This is a genomic window from Spirosoma arboris (genome assembly GCF_009754945.1).
Taxonomy (GTDB): Bacteria; Bacteroidota; Bacteroidia; order Cytophagales; family Spirosomataceae; genus Spirosoma; species Spirosoma arboris.
On the sequence record NZ_WPIN01000010.1, the window covers coordinates 221,387 to 239,936 of the forward strand.

Sequence of the window (18,550 nt, forward strand, 5' to 3'; positions counted from 1 at the left end):
CGGCATGGCTTATGACCTTAGCCACTCAGGCTAAGCCGTTAAGTCCAACCGATTCATTGGTAATTCGGTTTGCTAATCGCACGCGTCTAGTTATTTATGGACCTGATAAAGCCAGTATTCAGGCCTTATCAAATTATGACCTGAATAAAATTGTGCGCGAAATGGGCATGAAACTCGATTCGGTGCCAGGCGGTCCAACAGCTATTTCGCAGGATGGCGGACGCTTCCTGAAAGATACAGTGCTTGTCGTTACCAAAAAGCAAGATGGTGTGACGGTCGTTATTAGTGGAACTAACGACTCCGCTAAAACCCCTGATTCACAAAAAGACAAGGATGATCAGCAATACAAGCAGGCATCTGAACGAGCGAAACGTAGGAGAGAAGGTAATAATTTTGATTACGGAGTAAGTATTGGCCTGAACAACTTCATCCAGCAAAGTACATCAGTGGCGTATCCTGAAGATAGCTATGACTTACGCCCCTTGGGATCGCGCTACTTTGCGTTATCTGCAGGAGCAATGCCAACGATTATTCGGGGTAAATACGCATCGCTGAAGTTATATTATGGGGTTGAAGTAGCCTGGAATAATTTTATGTTCGAAGGAAATAACGTGGCTGAGAAGACACCTACAGGAGTTGCTTTCCCTGATGCGGGAAGAGATCTGCAAAAAAGTAAGCTGACTGTTTGTACTATCGGCGTACCGGTTGTGCCGCGAGTTACCTTTTACAATAGCGATGGTCGGAAAATATGCCATATTGGTTTAGGCGGTTATGTGAATTACCGGCTCGATAGCTATCGGAAAATTAAGGAAGCAGATGGGAGTAAAGATCGCCGACATTCGGATTATTACCTGAATAACATTCGATACGGTTTGATGGCACATCTGGGCATTCGAAGCTTTGATTTTTTCGTAAAATATGATCTAAGCCCCTTGTTCGAAGTAGGCAAAGGTCCAGACGTTCGGACACTTACATTTGGTGTTGGGTTCTAATCGATGCAGAATAAATCTATTTCCATTATCGGTCTAGGCTGGTTGGGTTTACCATTGGCAAAAAAAATACAGATCGAGGGCTTTCGAGTAAAAGGGAGCACAACATCAACCGAGAAAACGATTTCTCTACAACAGGATGGTATTGATGCTTATCGCCTTCAGCTAATTCCGGAGCCGATTGGGAATCTGACAGCCTTGCTTCAAGTAGATACGCTCATTATCAATATTCCACCTAAAGCTGGTAAGCAAGGTGATGACTTTCACCCGGAACAGATAAGCCACTTAGCAGAAGCAATTCGTCAGTCGTCTATAAGACATATTATCTACGTCAGTTCTACGTCTATTTATCCCGAACTCAACCGAGTTGTTGTAGAAGATGATGTTGTTGAACCTCATCAATCTGCTGCACCTGGATTGGTTAAAGCGGAACAACTCATACTAAATCTGGCTCCTGACCGACTTGTAACTATACTGCGTTGCGGAGGCTTACTGGGTTACGATCGTATGCCAGGAAAATATGTTGCCGGGCGAACAGTTAATACCGGATCAGTACCTGTAAACTACCTTCACCGTGATGATGCCGTAGGTATTCTGATACATCTGATTCAGCGACAGATAAGTGGTAAGTTTAATGCTGTTTCGCCACAACATCCTATTCGTGAAGCAATCTACCGAAAAAACTGTGCTGATTTTGGATACGAACTGCCCACTTTCGTTACGCCATCCGAGCCAATTCCGTACAAAGTTATTGGCATCGAAAAATTGATGTTAGCAACAAATTACCAATTTCTGTATCCAGATCCACTGGCGTTTTACTACAAGCTATGATCGGAGAAGATGACGCATGCGTGTCAGGAAGAAACCGCCCGATGACGGTTTGCTAGTTGGTGTACTTGCTCGATTCAGTGCGGCAAGAAACAAAAAATACCCCTGCGCATGCCAAGCTCTAAAACGTTCGCTGAGCTGTTTATCATACTTCGGTAGATATTCGGTTAGTTTGTCCAGATCAAATCGCTCAGAAGCCACGCCAACGCCCGCGCGCTGCCCATCGATGGCGTTGCAAGCCTGCTCGTAGTGATTCGATTGTGGAATCATTAGCGCCGGTTTTCCCAGGTAGGCTGCTTCACAAACTGATTCGAAGCCAGCGGTAGTAACAATAGCTTTACAACGGGCCATGAATTCCAGAAAACGTTTACCATCAATAGCGTGGAACGTTAGGGTATCATCAATAACCTGATCTGCAACAGTTACACCTGAATGAAAGCCATCCAGGCGAATTTCAGGATGTTGTTCATGCGCTTTGAGTAGTTCAACTTTCAATCCGGGTTGTGTTACGTAAGCCAATAGGGAATCACCGGCAGAAGATTTCAATTCGGTTACCTCCTGCCGGAGTAAAGGCGGTACAATACGCAACCGTTGGCGTGGCTCATCGGCTTGCTTATCGAAGGATAAAGCTAGCAACTCCCGGGCGCCAAAGCAGGTTAGACGAGTGTTCAGCTTAAATGCTTGTCGATAAAACCATTGCCCTTTGGGTCGTTGAAAATTAGGGTGAAAGGCCATGTATTGATGAGCAATACATACCATAGGCACAGATGGACGCAGTAACGCATAGGTCAGTCCGCCGAGCATTTCAAAAAAATTGACAACAACATCGGGTTGTTCTTTCTCAATTATATTCCGCACTTGCAACAGGCTACGCCAGAACGGCTTTGCATAGCGCAAGGCTTGTATGGTCGTTTTAACAGGCTCCAGTGCGTTAGTACCCGCATTATACACTAATCCCGGGCTAAAAACTGGGGTGATAGGCGCTGAAAATTTCTCACTAAAAAATGTGGGGACATCCCGATCTGCGGTAATACCAACTATGGCACCAACCACTTCGTGACCCGCTATTTGTAAAATTTGAGCCAGTGATAAAGCTTGCGTCAAATGGCCTCGTCCTTCGCCTTGTACTAAGAATAAAACACGCATAATGCAATGAGGAATTAGATTGTGGGGACAGGTAAGGCATTATTTAGGCGCGAGCTGAGCGACTTAGTAGTTTCTGCCTGTGGTTTAACTTCATCTTCCTGTGCTAAATCCATTGTATAATAAAGCAAGCTCCAATTGCCTTCGTGATCCTCGACAAGCGCACTTAATGACTCAACCCAATCGCCAGAGTTCATGTAAATGATGCCATCGAATTCGCGAATGGCAGGTTGATGAATATGGCCGCAGATTACCCCGTCGCAGTTTCGGGCGCGAGCTAGCTCAGTCAGTTTTTGCTCGTAATCGGAGATGTAACTCACCGCCTGTTTAATGCGCGACTTAACCTGCTGGGAAAGAGAGTAGTAAGGTAGGCCGCGCCAGTTGCGGTAGTTGTTGTAAAACTTATTAATCCAGAGCAGAAACGTGTAACCTATATCGCCCAGATAGGCTAGCCACTTCATCTGGGAGGTTATCGAATCGAAGACATCGCCATGCGTGACGTAGAATTTTTTATTCCCGGAATGAAACGTGTAATCTTTACGAATCGAAAAATTCTTACCCACTTTAAGGGGCATTATCTGATCCAGAAAGTCATCGTGATTACCTCGTAGGTAAACAACTTTGGTATTGTAGTGAACGATTTGTCGTAAAACCGTTTTAAAAAAAGCAGTGTGTTTTTTCTTCCAGGTACCGTATTGTTTCAATTGCCAGCCATCAATGATATCGCCATTGAGGATAAGCTTTTGACAGGAGTAATTTCGCAAAAACTCGGTGGCCTCCTTTGCTTTCGATCCGGCAGTGCCGAGGTGAATATCGGAGAGCACAATTGTGCGGAACTGTGTGCTTACTTGCATGAACGAAACTAGACATCATGTATGAAGTAAGATTTATTGAACTGTTACTAAATTGACAAGATTATAGCTCTATGGGGGCAATGGTTCATATTGACTTAACAAACGACAAATAATGGAGAATCCAGTGCTTATTTTCGGAGCAGGGAGCCTGGGCCTGACGGCTTTAGACCTGTTTCAGCGTAATAGTGTAGTGGTTTATGGACTACTGGATGATAATAAAGAATTGCATGGTAAGGAGTTCGGTGATGTGTCGGTACTGGGCGAAACAGACGATGATGGCTTTCTGAAGCTGATCGGTCACAAGTGCGAAGCTTTTATTGCCATTAGTGATGCGCGTGTACGAAAACGCTTGGTCAAGATGCTGAACGAACGACGGAAAGTACAGCCTGTAAATGCTATCCATGATACAGCAATAGTCTCTAGCATGGCCACAATTGGTCATGGGAATCTACTGGCTGCTCGGGTAGTTATCAATCCATACGCCGAGATAGGGCAGCATTGTATTATTCAGGCTGGTACTGTGGTCGAGAGCCAGGCCAAACTTGGCGATTATGTTCAGATTGGAACAGGAAGCATAATCAACAGTGGCGTAACAATTGAAGAAGGTGCCTTTATCGGAACCGGCGCGACTATAATTGCCGGAATTGTCATCGGCAAAGGAGCTCGAGTAGGCGCAGGATCGGTTGTTGTAGAGAACGTTGACGCTGGTGCGACTGTATTTGGGAATCCAGCAAAGAAAATTTAAGAAGCGTATTTTAGTGGAGTAGATGGAGTGAGTGCAGTAAGTGTAGTGGTAGAAGTCACACACTACACTTACTGCACTCACTCCACTAACTAAATACAACTATTCAACATACAATACCTCGTTCGCCAGGAAATCCTGATAGGTACGCTCAAGACCCTGTTTTAGCTCTGTTGTATGTTTCCAGCCCATACTATGAAGGCGGGAAACGTCCATAAGCTTGCGAGGAGTGCCATCGGGTTTGTCTGTATTCCAACGCAGTTCGCCTTCGAAGCCAACAATTTCTTTGATGAGTTCCGCTACTTCACGGATTGTTACGTCTTCACCTGTACCTATATTGACGAACAGTTCACCATTATAATGTTCCATCAAAAAGAAACAGGCATCGGCCAGGTCGTCAGCGTGTAGAAACTCACGCATGGGCGACCCCGTTCCCCAAACCTCTACTGTTGGCTGATTGTTGATTTTGGCTTCGTGAAATTTACGGATCAGTGCGGGCAAAACATGCGAGCCCTGCAAATCATAATTGTCATTGGGGCCGTACAGGTTTGTAGGCATGGCCGAAATGAAATCGCAGCCATACTGGCTTCGGTAAGATTCGCAGAGTTTGATTCCTGTAATTTTTGCGATAGCATAGGGTTCGTTTGTCGATTCAAGGAAACCACTAAGCAGATATTCTTCTTTGAGCGGCTGCGGTGCTAATTTTGGGTAAATGCACGACGATCCAAGGAACAACAACTTCTTTACCTCTGTTTTATAAGCCTGATGGATAATGTTCGATTCAATCATAAGGTTATCGTACAGAAATTCGGCACGATAGGTGTTATTCGCCATAATACCACCAACTTTAGCGGCAGCCAGAAACACATACTCAGGGCGTTCCTGATCAAAGAAGTCTGCAACTGCCGTCTGATTACGTAAATCTAGTTCAGACGATGTTCGAGTGATAATAGTGGTGTAGCCTTCTGCTTGAAGTTTACGAATAATAGCCGAACCGACCATACCTCGATGTCCGGCAACATAAATACGAGCCTGTTTTTCCACGAGAATTGATTATAAGCAAACCGCCAATTAATTGGCGGACGAGTTGATAAAATAATACGACTTTATAAAGCGTTGCAAAACTAACAAACTTTAGGGATCAATCATTTTCCCCGTACTATGTTTGCTTTAAACTTAAAGTTACCCATTTTATTTATAGTATCAATCGGTATAACCGTATATGATACACTGGCACAGTCTTCAGGTACGGCTCCGTCGTCGCTTACCACGGCATCGAAGCCGGTGTTAGCACCATCGGGTGCGGCTCCATCTCCATTTGCTCCGTTTTCATCTGTGCCGTCATCACTTACTACGCTGGGTTTACCAACTATGTCGTCCTTAAAAGAGCAAAAAGACGCCTATGTTGCCGGTATTATGCCTGATTTAGGGCTAAAAGTTAAACAGTTAAAGAAACTAAAGGCTGATCGGAAGTCCAAAAATAAACTGTCAAAAACGGAATATGAGGGTTTGTCGATGGTCAAAGCGTATACGAAATTTGGTAGTGGCGACCGGACTATAGTCGAAGAGTTTCATGTTCTACGCGATAACGATGCTGCTAAACCACTGCCTTATGTCCGTGAAATAACCCGATATTATCAAAAATCTGCTCGTGTAACAAGTTCAATTGTTAAAGATGAAGGAGCTGGATTGTTATTGCACGGTCCATACAAACGTTACCAGAACGGCGATTTAGTGGAGGAAGGTTATTATTATGCGGGTATGAAAGATGGACGTTGGGAGAAATATGATGGTAATTTCATGCTTGTCGATAAAACCCGATGGCATTGGGGATTCCCAACGGAGTCGCAGTTAGTGTATTATGACTCTACACATCATAAGATCAAGGAAATTATTCCGAAAGAGTACGGTAAAGTAAAAGGCACCTACATGGCGTTTCATGAAAACGGTTTGCTGGCCGAAGAGGGGAAATATGATAATGGGGTGAAAATTGGTCGCTGGACGGAGTATTATCCAATTAATCCAGGCGGCCGGCGAATGCGCCGGAAACTTATTCAATATGCCAGTGATCGATGGGATACGGAGTTTGAGCCTTATACCATTACAGAGTGGGATGAGAAAGGCAAAGTCACATTTGAGCAATCAAAGAAAAAGGTTGTACAAGACGACGAGACAGAGAACTAGGAAGTAGTGAAGTAAGTGAAATAGTATAGTAGGAGCCTTCACGATTCCACTTACTTCACTAGTTTACTTAAATACTCCCTTAGGGTCGGGTGCTTTGGCTAATAGCTCGTTGAGGTAGCCTAAATCAAGCGAAGAAAAGTCAATGTTGCGGGCCTGGTGAAAATAGTCCCACGCTTTCTCATAATTTGCTTTCAAATAATAGACCATCGAAATCTTCTGATAAGACAAAGCGTTCGGATTGAGTGAAACCGCTTTCTGAAGATGACCCTCGGCTTCTGTCAGCATATCTTCATCTGGTTTTTCCTGATACTGTTTAAGTTCAACAGTTGCCAGATCAGTCATCAGAACGGTATTGCTGTCGTCTACGGCGATCCCTTTTTTCATCATTCGGATGGCATCCGGTAAGCGATTCTTCTGATAACAGACCACACCTAGTCCCCAATAGGCATCAGCATTTCGGTCGTTAAGCAACCATGATAAATTGAAGCGATGGGCAGCTGTGTCTAATTGGCCGCTACCAATATAATCCCAGCCACGAGCCGCAAAGAAGCTACTGGCATCAGATCGGGTGGCGAAATTGCGGTCGCAGTCATTCAGAAAATGAATTTCTTCATCAATCTGAGCGGCTGTCTTGGGGCGCTCACCAAAAAGAGGTAGCGTATTAACTGATTCTCCCGTATCAATTGACCCTCCTGCGTTTGTGGATTCTACCGACTGAATGGCTTCTTCCAGATTTTCGTGAGTCGATTTGGATTGACGCACTGCGTCACCCGACCGTGCCGATGTAATGAACTGCTTAGTTTGGGCAGCCGCAAAAAACGGTAACGCAACTAAAGTACACTGTATCAGACTGATCCGAACGCTCATAGGAAATCAATATACCTGGGGTACATGCTTTGGTAAAACGAAAGGAGTATCTAAATTAGTGCATTATCTGCAAATTACCGACGTCCTCCGCGAGATCCAGACCGCTTGGCACCGCCAATTTTATGACTAGCTCCACCCGAATGCGCTCCCGAAGTGCGCGAAAGGGGTTTCTTGGCACCTGCTTCTTTTGCTTTAGCAATCGACCTGGCTTTGCCAGGGGGTAAATTCTTCGCTTTTTTCTCGTGAAATGCACCTAAGAACTCTGGGTTATCTTTTCGACGTTGCTCATCAATTTCGCGCAACATGGCTTGTTGTTCGTCAAAAGGTGTTTCTGTAACCTCAACATTAGTTGGTAACGGTTCACGAGGAATAGTCATGCGAATAATTCTTTCAATTTTCTGCACATGATAGTCCTCGGCCATTGTCAGAAAGGTAATAGCTGCGCCTGCATGATTGGCACGGCCCGTTCGACCAATACGATGCACATAATCTTCGTAGATCAACGGTAAGTCGAAGTTGATCACATGACTCACCTCGGCCACATCAATGCCTCTGGCGGCCACATCTGTAGCTACCAGCACCTGCACATTGCCTTCTTTAAACGCATCCATGGCATTGATGCGTGTATTCTGGCCCTTGTTCGCATGGATTACCCTGATTTTATCGGTCTCCACTACTTTGCGCGCCAGAAATTTATAAATATTCTCGGCTGTGGTTTTTGTTCGTGCAAAAATGATGACCCGTTGGAAGGCATCTTTACTAATGAGATAATCCAGTAAATTGATTTTGGTGCGAAAATTCGGCACTTCGTAAATGACCTGGCTAACCATCTCGGCGGTTGATGCCTGAGGGGTCACCTCTACTTTTACTGGGGCTTCCAGAAACTCAGCTGATAGCCGTTCTACTCGCCCACCGAATGTTGCCGAAAACAGAAGATTCTGCCGCTTTGTAGGGATAATTTCCAGGATTGAACGGATTTGAGGCATAAAGCCCATATCCATCATCTTGTCAGCTTCGTCGAGTACCAGTGTGCGAATATCTTTTGTTACAATCTCTCCTAGTCGGTAAAGATCCATAAACCGCCCTGGAGTGGCAACTAATAAATCAACTCCTTTCCGAAGTGTTTCAATCTGCGTTTTAGGGCCAAGACCACCATAAAGTGCCAGATGGCGTAAGCCAGTGTATTTGCCTAATTCGCTTACAGCCTCATTTATCTGCATGACTAATTCACGGGTTGGGGCCAGAATTAAGGCACGGGGAGCTAACCCCTGTGCGTACTTAATTTTCATGAGGAGCGGCAATAAGTAAGCCGCAGTTTTGCCCGTACCCGTTTGAGCAATACCCAGTACGTCATGATTACCTAAACTCAGCGGAATCGTTTGCTGTTGGATAGGCGTTGGTTCTGTATAGCCGAGTTCCGCCACGGCATTAAGTAGTTGGCGGTTCAACTCGAACTGCTCGAAAGAGGTGATTTCCATAGAAAGGAGTTGGTAGGGGAGTAAGTTGCGAACTTATTCCTCTACCAACTTATTAAAACTGTTTCAGTATTCGTTCCACGGCACTAACATAACCTGAACCAAAGAGATTCACATGAACGAGGAGCGGGTATAGATTATAGATGGATACACGCTCGTTGAAGCCACTCTGGAGAGGAAATGCTTCATCATAAGCATCATAGAACCGCTCATCAAATCCAGCGAATAATTTCGTAAAGGCTAGTTCTGCTTCCCTGAATCCATAATAAACGGCGGGGTCAATTAGCGCGGGAAGGCCGCTTTCATTAATCAAGACATTCCCAGACCATAAATCCCCATGAAGAAGCGCTGGTCGTTCGTCAGGAATTAGATCTGGTAAGCGATTACGCAGGCGAAACAGTGCATCGTAGGCTTGCTTGGACAGTAAATCTTTGTAGAGGGCTAAACCAGCCTGAGGAAGAAGACGGTGATCGAAAAAGAAATCGAAACCATTGTCTGTAAGTTTATTGGTCTGCGGCAGCGAGCCAATATAATTGTCAAAATTTAAGCCAAATTTAGGCTGAGTGTGCGAGTGTAGAATGGTTAGCTTCTGGCCAAGCGTTTCCCAATATGTTTTAGTGGGCTTCCCAAAATCAATGTATTCAAGAATTAAATAACACTTTCCCAGATAATGACCATGACCAATCACCTGCGGAATTTGAAACGCTCCGGTTGGACGAAGTAGATCGAGACCCCAGGCTTCGGATTCGAACATACTGGGGTGTCCTCCGGCAGTATCATCAGTATGATTCCATTTGATGAAAAATATACCTGCCGACGAAAATACCTGAGCAGCCGTATTAATGTCGCCCCCTGATAAAAACTGGGTTTCGATCACATCAACGGATTGACCTAATACTGAAAACAGAATGTTTTCAAAAAAGGAAAATTGCTCATCACCCCAAAAATTCATGTGTTATTTAGTGTGTGGTTTAGGTGGTTCCCCGTCAGGATTTTCGGTAGTTTGCTGATCCGATTGGCTAATGTACCAGACACAGGTTAACTGTAAATGATAAAGCCGAAACTATAAATTTAAAATGAACCCACAAATTCAGCAACTATATCACATTGCTCAGAAACCCCAACGTCTAATTATTGGCCTTATGTCAGGTACTTCGCTCGATGGGCTTGACATTGCCCTTTGCCGTATTTCTGACTCTGGACCCGGTACTTTTGTCACTCTCGAGCAGTTTTTAACCGTACCATATGACGACGAGCTGAAGGCTGACATTCGTACCATCTTTGCTAAAACAGAAATAGAATTTGAGCAGCTCTGTTTGCTAAACCCATATATTGGACGATTACACGGGCAGATGATTCTCGATTGTTTGCGTATCTGGGGAATTGAACCTCATGAGATCGATGTAGTTGCCAGTCACGGCCAAACGGTATACCATGCACCCAAAAGTCAGCACCGACGCGATAAGTTCCCTAATGCTACTTTGCAGATTGGGGATGGCGATCATGTTGCGGCAGTAACTGGTATTATTACCTTCAGTGATTTTCGACAAAAACACGTAGCGCATGGGGGCGAGGGTGCTCCACTAGCGGTATATGGCGACTATTTTATGTTCTCCAAAAGGGGTGAAAACCGAATTCTGCTCAATATGGGCGGTATTGCCAACTTTACCTACTTACCTGCTAGTGAAGATGCCAGCAGCGTTTTTACAACCGACACAGGACCTGGGAACACAATTTTAGATGCTTATTCTCGAAAGCTGTTGAATAAGCCTTACGATGAAGATGGTAAACTCGCGGCCCAAGGTCAGGTAAACACCAAGTTACTCGAAGCCTTAAAAACAAATCCTTTCTTTGACGCCCCATTTCCCAAAACAACTGGTCCTGAAGTCTTCAATATGATTTACGTTGAGGAAGCACAGATTCGTAGTCAGACTATCGACTTACCTGGCGCTGATTTAATGGCTACCCTTGTACAATTTAGTGCCGATACCATTGTTGACGCTATTAAGCGTGTAATGCATGATGGTGAAACTTATCAGATTTATATGAGCGGAGGAGGCATGCACAACCCTGTATTGACGAAAGCACTTCAGGAAAAACTACCTAACTGCACTTTTGGGCGTACAGATGATCTGGGTATTAGTGGCGACGCGAAAGAAGCGGTTTTGTTCGCTGTACTGGCCAATGAAAGTCTGGCTGGAGGAAGTACCTCATTTGGCAATAGACAGGGCGTTCCGAACGTAACAATGGGGAAAGTGAGTTTCCCTGGTTAGTTCAAGTTCAATGTTCCAGGTTCGGCTCAATCATAACTACAACTTGGAACATTGAACTTGAAACAAATCAACTCTTAGGCCTAAAGATCTTCATTTTCTCTTCGTTGGTGGTCAAAAAAGGGCCGCCAATGAGGTCAATACAATACGGAATGGCCGGAAAAACAACCGATAAGCATTGTCCAATTGCTGTAGGCTTACCCGGCAAATTCAAGAGTAAGGTTTGATTTCGAATACCCGCTGTTTGGCGTGATAAAATGGCCGTTGGCACGTATTTAAGGCTTTCCTGGCGCATCAATTCGCCGAAACCAGGTAGCATTTTCTGGCAAACGGCTTCGGTGGCTTCTGGCGTTACATCTCGCAGGGCGGGGCCTGTACCGCCGGTTGTTACGACTAAACAGCAGCCTTCTTTGTCTGCCAGTTCAATCATGGTGGCTTCAAGTTGATCTTGTTCGTCGGGAATAACTCGATAAACAGGCTTCCAGGAACAAGTAAGCCATTCCGTTAGTAAACTGACAACGGCCTTTCCCGGAATATCTTCATAAACACCCGCGCTGGCCCGATCAGAAACGTTGATAATACCGATATAAATCATAATTGAAAAGTGAAAAATGAAGAGTGAAGAATGTAGAATAAACATGCTTGGAGCGTTCTATTCTACATTCTTCACTCTTCATTTTTCATTAAATATTATCAGGGTTTCTTCCGCTTTAACGCTAAATCATGCGCGGTGTCATAGTAAGAGCGGAGACTGCTCCAGTCGAACACGTCTGCTATGCTTTCAACACGGTTACGTTGTTTTATCCGGTCGCGTTGGGCCATTCGTACGAATCGGTAGAGTACATCCGCTAATTGATCGGCAGCCTCATTAAATGACTGTGTTCGGCGATTGATGACGTAAATGCCCCGGTTTTCGTAATCACGCATGATTTGCATAATGAAATCACCAAAGCCCGACTGGTCACTCGTGACAGTTGGAATTCCACGAACTACGCATTCCAGAGGTGTATAACCCCAAGGTTCGTAATAACTTGGGAAGACGCCAAGATGGCAACCGCGTACGAATTGACTGTAATCTAGGCCAAAGAGTGGATTGGTGGAGGCTATAAAATCGGGATGATAAACGATTTTAACCCGGTCGTATTCATTATTTACTAAGTTAGCCTGCCGGATAAATCGCGTCATATCATCTTCCTGAACCAGATTGTGTGTCACAAAAGGGGGAAGGTGTTTAGTTTTCCAGCTTTGAACAGTGCGTCGAAGCCGAAGTCGCCAATAGTCGTCTACAAAACTGTTTAAATCAGGTAACGACGTGCTTTGTGTATTGGAAGCCGCTGCTTGAAACAGGCGCTCACCAACTTGTTTTTCGATGCTTTCGCAGGTTTCCTGAATTTCATCGAGTAAGGCGCGCGAGTGAAGGACATCAGGATTGATAGAGGTGTAAGGCTGTTTCGTAACCATGAACATCACTACCGTCGTGTCCATGTTGGCTTCACGCATCCGATAGTTCAGGCGGGCAAGAGCTTCAAGAGTAAGGTCATATCCTTTGTTTGTAAACTCAAAACGACCTGAAGTAAAGAAATAGAGGGTTTTTTCCAGATCGAATGAATAGCTCTGAAAAAAGTGCCCCATTATAAACTCGTGAATCTTCTGTTTATACCGAACGTGTAGATTCTGGAATTCGTGAACAGCTGCGAATCGGGTGACATTCAATCCATTCGGTAAGACCAGATCGGGGTTTCTTCCTAAAAAAACCTCACATTCACGAGCTGTCACATCACTGACAGTGGTAAAAACATGCGATTGAAGGGCAGCTAGCCGCTCAATAGTTGCTTGTGTTTCAATACCGTAGTGCTGTGCTTCGCGCTTCCAGTCGAAAAACGGGAGTTTGCCATAAAAGCCCGGCTCGTTTTGGGCCAGATAGCGCCCAAGCATGGTAGCGTGTGTTGTAAATACCGTAGCTACTTTAACATTGTCTTTTCGTAGATCGGGCAGACCCGTACTAGCCATCCATTCGTGGAAATGAGCGACAAAATCAACACGACGAGCATGGTCTTCGGCCAGCAACGTGATGAATATTCGCACCATCTCGCCAAACACAATTGTTTGATTTACAAGATCTTCTATGTTAAGCGTCGAGAGCTGATGGTTTAGCCAAAGCTGGGTTTTGATTTGGTTAAGTTGATCAATACCGATGCTATTAAGGTCGAATAACACAACCCGAGGGCGCCCTGTCACTAACCAATAACCGTATTCGACGGTGTACCCTAATTGACGCATTTTACGAACCGTTTGGCCAATTTCTGTCTCGTCAGGTTCGGTGATAGGTTCAAATTCGGCGGCCGATCGTTGAGGGAAATAAGGCCCCAGTGCCACGTAGTTGTCATCCCATTTTTCGACCATTGCTGGTACTTTCGACCGGATAACCGTATAAATTCCACCTACCTGATTACACACCTCCCAGGCTATTTCGAGTAGGAGCTTCCGCTTCGATGTTGAAAATACCGATTCCAATGTAGTTCGTGATTTTAAATAGTTGTTTAGTCGCGTAATTAGCCACTTTTTGTACGGCAATTAAGTACTATAAACAATAAAAGAAAAACTTGTTTATTTCAAATATGACTTTGCATCCGTTACTTCTGTCCTTTTTTGCTGCGATAACGTGTAATTAAAACCGGGCTGAATACTATAAGCACCATACTCGCCCTTTTTGTTTAAAGCTAGAAAGCCAACCTGTATGTCTTTATAATCTTGCTTTTTGATAATTCGCATAGCCGCTTCTTCGCAGGCTTGCTGAGGTGTGTGTCCCTGGCGCATTAGTTCGACTACCAGAAAGGCACCACAGGTACGCATAACTAATTCGCCCAGACCCGTGGCACAGGCTCCACCAATTTCATTATCGACAAACAGTCCGGCACCAATAATTGGTGAATCGCCTACACGACCTCGCATTTTGTAGGCAAGTCCACTGGTAGTACAGGCACCTGAGATATCGCCTTTACTGTCGATGGCGAGCATACCAATGGTATCATGTCGTTCGATATTCGCAATAGGCTTGTACTTAGCTGTTTTGAGCCATTCTCGCCATTCTTTCTCGGCTTTTTTCGTGAGCAGGTTTTCTTTCTTAAATCCTTGCGATAAGGCAAAAGTTAGGGCTCCTTCGCCACTGAGCATCACGTGGGGAGTTTTTTCCATAACAGCCCGTGCTACAGAAATAGGATGCATAATGTGTTCCAGAAACGTTACAGAGCCCGCATTCCCTTTCTCGTCCATAATACAGGCATCGAGGGTCACATGACCGTCTCGATCGGGCCTGCCTCCATAGCCCACACTCATGTCCTCAGGATCGGCTTCTGGGACGCGAACACCCGCTTCAACAGCATCTAAAGCCCTACCACCGCCATCCAGCACGGCTTGGGCGGCTGCATTTGCTTTTGGCTGTTTCCAGGTTGAAATGGCGATAGGTCCACTGAGTAAAGGGCTTACGCCTTCGGAGGTAGTGAGTTGGCTGTCTGGGCCATCTGAAGTATGAACTGCTTTGGCCGAACTGAATGACAGTGAGGGAAGTAGCCCGGCCAGCGAGCTGAGAGTTAAAAAACGGCGTCGATTTACCATACATAGGCAGGTTACGACCCAAAATAAAGGAATAAACGGCTGGCATTTGCTACTTTTAGCCAATTTATTCATAACCACGTATGACGGCTCCTGACAAACATATATTACTTATGGACGGTCCCGATAGTAAGGGCCTTATTTATCATGTGACAGGTGTACTATTCCGGCATAATTTAAACATCATTCATAATGATGAATACGTAAGTCCGTCAGGCCGATTTTTCATGCGTACCGAGTTTGAGGGTACATTGGATAGTAACGCGTTATTACGTGAATTGCAGACCACGTTACCTGATTCGACCAATCAATCCGAGATTACATTTCGCCTGAATCCAAAGCGGAAGAAAAATATCGTTGTGATGGTTACAAAAGAGCATCATTGTTTGGGCGAATTGCTGATTCGGTATGCGTTCGACGAGTTAGATGCTGATATTCTGGCTGTTGTGGGTAACTATAGTCTATTGCAACCCCTGGTGAGCAAGTTTGGTATTCCCTTTCACTACATTTCACATGAAGGCAAAACTCGCGAAGAACATGAAGAAGCTATTCTGCGAACAATGGCTATTTATGAACCTGAGTACGTAGTATTAGCCAAGTATATGCGGGTACTTACGGCCAACTTTGTTAATCATTTTCCGAACCGAATTGTTAATATTCACCATTCATTTTTGCCCGCTTTTATAGGCGCTAACCCTTATCGACAGGCGTATGAGCGGGGCGTTAAAATTATTGGTGCTACCGCCCATTTCGTGAATAATGACTTAGATGAAGGCCCAATCATTGCCCAAAATGTGAAAGAAGTAGACCACCGTCATACGGCGGCCGATATGGCTACGGAAGGGAAAGATGTAGAAAAAATAGTGCTGTCTCAGGCACTAAAATTAGTCTTCAACGATCGGGTATTTATTTCGGGTAACCGAGCCATTGTACTATAGCTGTTCAACAACCGCCCTGATTTTCTCCTCACTGGCTTCTATGTATTCATACTCACCAGGTAGACTTGAGGCCATTGATACCGCTGGTTGTCGATAAATCATGCCGCTATCTTCTTTCTGACCACCGCTCAGGTGTAAAGCATGCACACCTGCCTCTATCAGTTTTGGCGTGTTTTGAGCGTTCACCCCGGCTCCTGCCATGATTTCAATTCGTCCGGCTGCTTTTTCTGTTAATTGATGAAGTACCGCTAAACCCAGCTCGACGGTTTGGTGCTGACCGGAGGTTAAAATTCGGACTGCCCCTGTACGAATAACGGCCTCTAAGGCTTCGAATGGGTCTCGGGTCATATCGAACGCCCGATGGAACGTAACGGGTAATGGCTTGGCTAATTCAACTAACTCGAGGGTTTGTGCTTCGTTTACGCTACCGTCAGCCTTCAAAACACCGAGGACTACACCATCGGCTCCCAGCGTTTTGGCCAGTAGAATATCGGCCTTCATGACTGCCAATTCGGTTTTTGAATATAAAAAATCGCCCCCGCGTGGCCGGATCATAACATAAAATGGAATGGTCAGGTGCTGACGGACGAGTTGAATCAGACCTGCGCTGGGCGTAGTGCCACCTTCGGCGAGGCCGCCACATAGTTCAATTCGTTTGGCGCCGGCTTGTTGCGCCGTTAGGCATGAGTCGAGCGAATAGGCGCATACTTCAATAACCATAAGTAGGCAAAAAAGGAGATTCGTAGAGAAAAGAAGACATTGCGCTAAATAAATAGAATGACCATTTACTAGTTTGTCTTTTAAATTTATTTACTTCGACAAAAACAAACGCCGTTGCTGCGCGTTAATCGCCTAAAACCCGGTAGAATAACGATTACGAACATTTTTGCCTAAAATAGCTTGGATATTAACGATTTTTTTACTTTTGCACCCTCATTGAAAATAGACATCAAAATACGAACACTATGTACTGGACTCTCGAATTAGCATCCTATCTGGAAGATGCCCCATGGCCTGCCACTAAAGACGAACTGATTGACTATTCAATTCGCTCAGGCGCTCCTCTTGAAGTAGTTGAAAACTTACAAGAACTTGAAGACGATGGTCAGCCGTACGAAAGTATCGAAGAGATTTGGCCAGATTATCCAACCAAAGATGACTTCTTCTTCAACGAAGACGAATATTGAGTCGTTCGGATATTTTTTGATAAAAAAGGCGTAATCCACTGGTTTGAGATTACGCCTTTTTTATATGTAGCATGGACGGTCGGCCGTTGCAACCCATGCTACGATGATTTTGATTCGGACTCCGATTTTTTGCTTTTTACAGGCCGATCATATTTTTTCGGCGCGTATAGAAAACCGAATGCTTCGGCACCTCCCTTCGTATGCACTTTATGATGAATGTAGTGCGCCCGCATAATGCGTTGCATATATCGGCCACTTGTATCGACTTTCATTTTTACCCGTCGATGAACGATAATGTCGTGGAAGACGAAATAAAAGAATCCATACAGTGTAACCCCTGCCCCAATCCACGCTAAATAACCCCATTCGGGGAATTCTACACCGATAAGAATTAAAGTAATGGCGGTCAGACTGAACACAACGGCAAACAAATCGTTCACCTCAAAGAAGCCATTGTGGTGGTTGTGGTGGTCGCGATGCCAACTCCATAGAAAACCATGCATGACATACTTATGTGTAAACCAGGCAACGCCTTCCATGAAGCCGAAAGTCCCTAAAACCAGAGCAACGTTTACCAGCATTTTTGTGTTTTGTATGAAGTAAAGAGTACTTTAGTAACGGTTAAGTACGTTGAAAAGTTGACGGAGACGAACCGAGTTTTTAACAAAAGATAGAGATACGAGTCTCTCATTTGCATGTTTGCAGAAAAGCCGTATCTTTAGCGCAAGTCAGTGTTCAACCAGATGAACCCATCGGTTATGGACTATCAAGCACTCAAAAACCTGGTCAAACGGGGAGAGGGTAGCAATTTAGAGTTCAAGCTGAAAACAAACCATCCCGAGAAAATCATCCGGGGCGTGGTAGCCTTCGCTAATACAAACGGCGGAATCATGCTCATCGGCGTCGGCGACGACAAAAAAATTCCGGGACTGAAATACGCCGATGAGGACGAATACCTGCTCGTCCGGGCTATTAACAAATTCTGTTTTCCGCGCATTTCCTACACAATCGAACGAGTACAACTTTACGATGAACGCGAAGTTCTCGTAATTCGGGTACCCCGAAGCCCGACTCGGCCTCATTACATCATTCCCGACCCTGCCGACCCCGACAGCAAGAAGGCTTACGTGCGCGTGGCCGACAAATCGGTGCAGGCCAGTCGCGAAGTGCGTGAGATTCTAAAAGGCGAACAGGCCGAACGCGACATTCGATTCAGCTACGGCGAGAAGGAGCATAAGCTCATGCAACACCTTGGCGAACACGATAGTATTACAGTCGATCTGTTCGCGAATATTGCCGGAGTTTCGCGCCGTATTGCTTCCAGAACGCTGGTGTTGTTGGTATTAGCTAATGTGCTGGAGATTCACCCGAGCGATGTAGTGGATCAGTACACCACACGAGCCATACAGTAGAATTGGGTATATATCGGGAAAGTCTTACTTTGTGAAGCTCAGTAATGCT

At 45.0% G+C, this 18,550-nt stretch carries 19 protein-coding genes; 8 read left to right on the top strand and 11 right to left on the bottom strand.

The window, feature by feature from the left end:
* Nucleotides 1-11: 11 nt before the first annotated feature.
* Nucleotides 12-992 carry an outer membrane beta-barrel protein gene (locus GO755_RS25035; protein WP_227687075.1) on the top strand — a complete coding sequence of 327 codons (981 nt, stop codon included), beginning with the start codon at nucleotides 12-14 and terminating at the stop codon, nucleotides 990-992.
* A 3-nt stretch (nucleotides 993-995) separates the two neighbouring features.
* Nucleotides 996-1,820, top strand: coding sequence for a Rossmann-fold NAD(P)-binding domain-containing protein (locus GO755_RS25040; protein ID WP_157588044.1), 825 nt, complete (start codon nucleotides 996-998; stop codon nucleotides 1,818-1,820).
* Here the strand turns inward: GO755_RS25040 and GO755_RS25045 are convergent.
* Nucleotides 1,815-2,963: a glycosyltransferase family protein gene (locus tag GO755_RS25045; RefSeq protein WP_157588045.1), complete on the bottom strand. Its 1,149-nt coding sequence runs from the start codon at nucleotides 2,961-2,963 to the stop codon at nucleotides 1,815-1,817. The genes GO755_RS25040 and GO755_RS25045 overlap by 6 nt on opposite strands.
* A gap of 14 nt (nucleotides 2,964-2,977) precedes the next feature.
* A complete protein-coding gene (locus GO755_RS25050) occupies nucleotides 2,978-3,814 on the bottom strand; it encodes a UDP-2,3-diacylglucosamine diphosphatase (RefSeq protein WP_157588046.1) in 837 nt (278 codons plus the stop codon).
* A gap of 112 nt (nucleotides 3,815-3,926) precedes the next feature.
* On the opposite strand from GO755_RS25050, the gene GO755_RS25055 reads away from it, so the two are divergent.
* Nucleotides 3,927-4,559: an acetyltransferase gene (locus GO755_RS25055; RefSeq protein WP_157588047.1), complete on the top strand. Its 633-nt coding sequence runs from the start codon at nucleotides 3,927-3,929 to the stop codon at nucleotides 4,557-4,559.
* Between the two features lie 99 nt (nucleotides 4,560-4,658).
* On the opposite strand, the gene fcl is transcribed toward GO755_RS25055, so the two are convergent.
* Entirely contained in the window at nucleotides 4,659-5,600 is a 942-nt protein-coding gene (fcl, locus tag GO755_RS25060) for a GDP-L-fucose synthase (RefSeq protein ID WP_317165959.1), read from the bottom strand.
* Between the two features lie 117 nt (nucleotides 5,601-5,717).
* Here fcl and GO755_RS25065 point away from each other — a divergent pair, with 117 nt between their 5' ends.
* The gene (locus tag GO755_RS25065; protein WP_227687076.1) at nucleotides 5,718-6,740 is read left to right on the top strand and encodes a toxin-antitoxin system YwqK family antitoxin; all 1,023 of its coding nucleotides are present in this window, start codon (nucleotides 5,718-5,720) and stop codon (nucleotides 6,738-6,740) included.
* Nucleotides 6,741-6,803: 63 nt separating this feature from the next.
* On the opposite strand, the gene GO755_RS25070 is transcribed toward GO755_RS25065, so the two are convergent.
* The 3 genes from GO755_RS25070 to GO755_RS25080 all read right to left on the bottom strand — a co-directional run bounded on the left by GO755_RS25070 (nucleotide 6,804) and on the right by GO755_RS25080 (nucleotide 10,034).
* Complete coding sequence (locus tag GO755_RS25070; protein ID WP_157588048.1) at nucleotides 6,804-7,607, bottom strand: tetratricopeptide repeat protein; 804 nt, start codon at nucleotides 7,605-7,607, stop codon at nucleotides 6,804-6,806.
* A 74-nt stretch (nucleotides 7,608-7,681) separates the two neighbouring features.
* Nucleotides 7,682-9,085, bottom strand: a complete 1,404-nt coding sequence (locus tag GO755_RS25075; protein ID WP_157588049.1) for a DEAD/DEAH box helicase — start codon at nucleotides 9,083-9,085, stop codon at nucleotides 7,682-7,684.
* Nucleotides 9,086-9,137: 52 nt separating this feature from the next.
* Nucleotides 9,138-10,034 (bottom strand): fructosamine kinase family protein, encoded by an 897-nt coding sequence (locus GO755_RS25080; RefSeq protein WP_157588050.1) that lies wholly within the window; start codon nucleotides 10,032-10,034, stop codon nucleotides 9,138-9,140.
* A gap of 124 nt (nucleotides 10,035-10,158) precedes the next feature.
* On the opposite strand from GO755_RS25080, the gene GO755_RS25085 reads away from it, so the two are divergent.
* Nucleotides 10,159-11,355: an anhydro-N-acetylmuramic acid kinase gene (locus tag GO755_RS25085; protein ID WP_157588051.1), complete on the top strand. Its 1,197-nt coding sequence runs from the start codon at nucleotides 10,159-10,161 to the stop codon at nucleotides 11,353-11,355.
* Nucleotides 11,356-11,422: 67 nt separating this feature from the next.
* On the opposite strand, the gene mog is transcribed toward GO755_RS25085, so the two are convergent.
* The 3 genes from mog to GO755_RS25100 all read right to left on the bottom strand — a co-directional run bounded on the left by mog (nucleotide 11,423) and on the right by GO755_RS25100 (nucleotide 14,967).
* The gene (gene mog / locus GO755_RS25090) at nucleotides 11,423-11,947 is read right to left on the bottom strand and encodes a molybdopterin adenylyltransferase (protein WP_157588052.1); all 525 of its coding nucleotides are present in this window, start codon (nucleotides 11,945-11,947) and stop codon (nucleotides 11,423-11,425) included.
* Nucleotides 11,948-12,045: 98 nt separating this feature from the next.
* Complete coding sequence (locus GO755_RS25095) at nucleotides 12,046-13,866, bottom strand: glycosyltransferase (protein WP_157588053.1); 1,821 nt, start codon at nucleotides 13,864-13,866, stop codon at nucleotides 12,046-12,048.
* A 93-nt stretch (nucleotides 13,867-13,959) separates the two neighbouring features.
* Nucleotides 13,960-14,967, bottom strand: a complete 1,008-nt coding sequence (locus GO755_RS25100; protein WP_157588054.1) for an isoaspartyl peptidase/L-asparaginase family protein — start codon at nucleotides 14,965-14,967, stop codon at nucleotides 13,960-13,962.
* An 80-nt stretch (nucleotides 14,968-15,047) separates the two neighbouring features.
* Between GO755_RS25100 and purU the strand changes: the two genes are divergently transcribed.
* Nucleotides 15,048-15,902, top strand: coding sequence for a formyltetrahydrofolate deformylase (gene purU / locus GO755_RS25105; protein WP_157588055.1), 855 nt, complete (start codon nucleotides 15,048-15,050; stop codon nucleotides 15,900-15,902).
* Here purU and GO755_RS25110 read toward each other — a convergent pair.
* Nucleotides 15,897-16,622, bottom strand: coding sequence for a copper homeostasis protein CutC (locus GO755_RS25110; protein WP_157588056.1), 726 nt, complete (start codon nucleotides 16,620-16,622; stop codon nucleotides 15,897-15,899). The genes purU and GO755_RS25110 overlap by 6 nt on opposite strands.
* Before the next feature lie 245 nt (nucleotides 16,623-16,867).
* Between GO755_RS25110 and GO755_RS25115 the strand changes: the two genes are divergently transcribed.
* Entirely contained in the window at nucleotides 16,868-17,089 is a 222-nt protein-coding gene (locus tag GO755_RS25115; protein ID WP_009284883.1) for a DUF2795 domain-containing protein, read from the top strand.
* A gap of 98 nt (nucleotides 17,090-17,187) precedes the next feature.
* Here the strand turns inward: GO755_RS25115 and GO755_RS25120 are convergent, their stop codons facing one another.
* On the bottom strand, nucleotides 17,188-17,670 hold the full coding sequence (locus tag GO755_RS25120; protein ID WP_157588057.1) for a sterol desaturase family protein: 483 nt from the start codon (nucleotides 17,668-17,670) through the stop codon (nucleotides 17,188-17,190).
* A 162-nt stretch (nucleotides 17,671-17,832) separates the two neighbouring features.
* Between GO755_RS25120 and GO755_RS25125 the strand changes: the two genes are divergently transcribed.
* The gene (locus tag GO755_RS25125) at nucleotides 17,833-18,501 is read left to right on the top strand and encodes an AlbA family DNA-binding domain-containing protein (RefSeq protein WP_157588058.1); all 669 of its coding nucleotides are present in this window, start codon (nucleotides 17,833-17,835) and stop codon (nucleotides 18,499-18,501) included.
* Nucleotides 18,502-18,550: the final 49 nt, after the last annotated feature.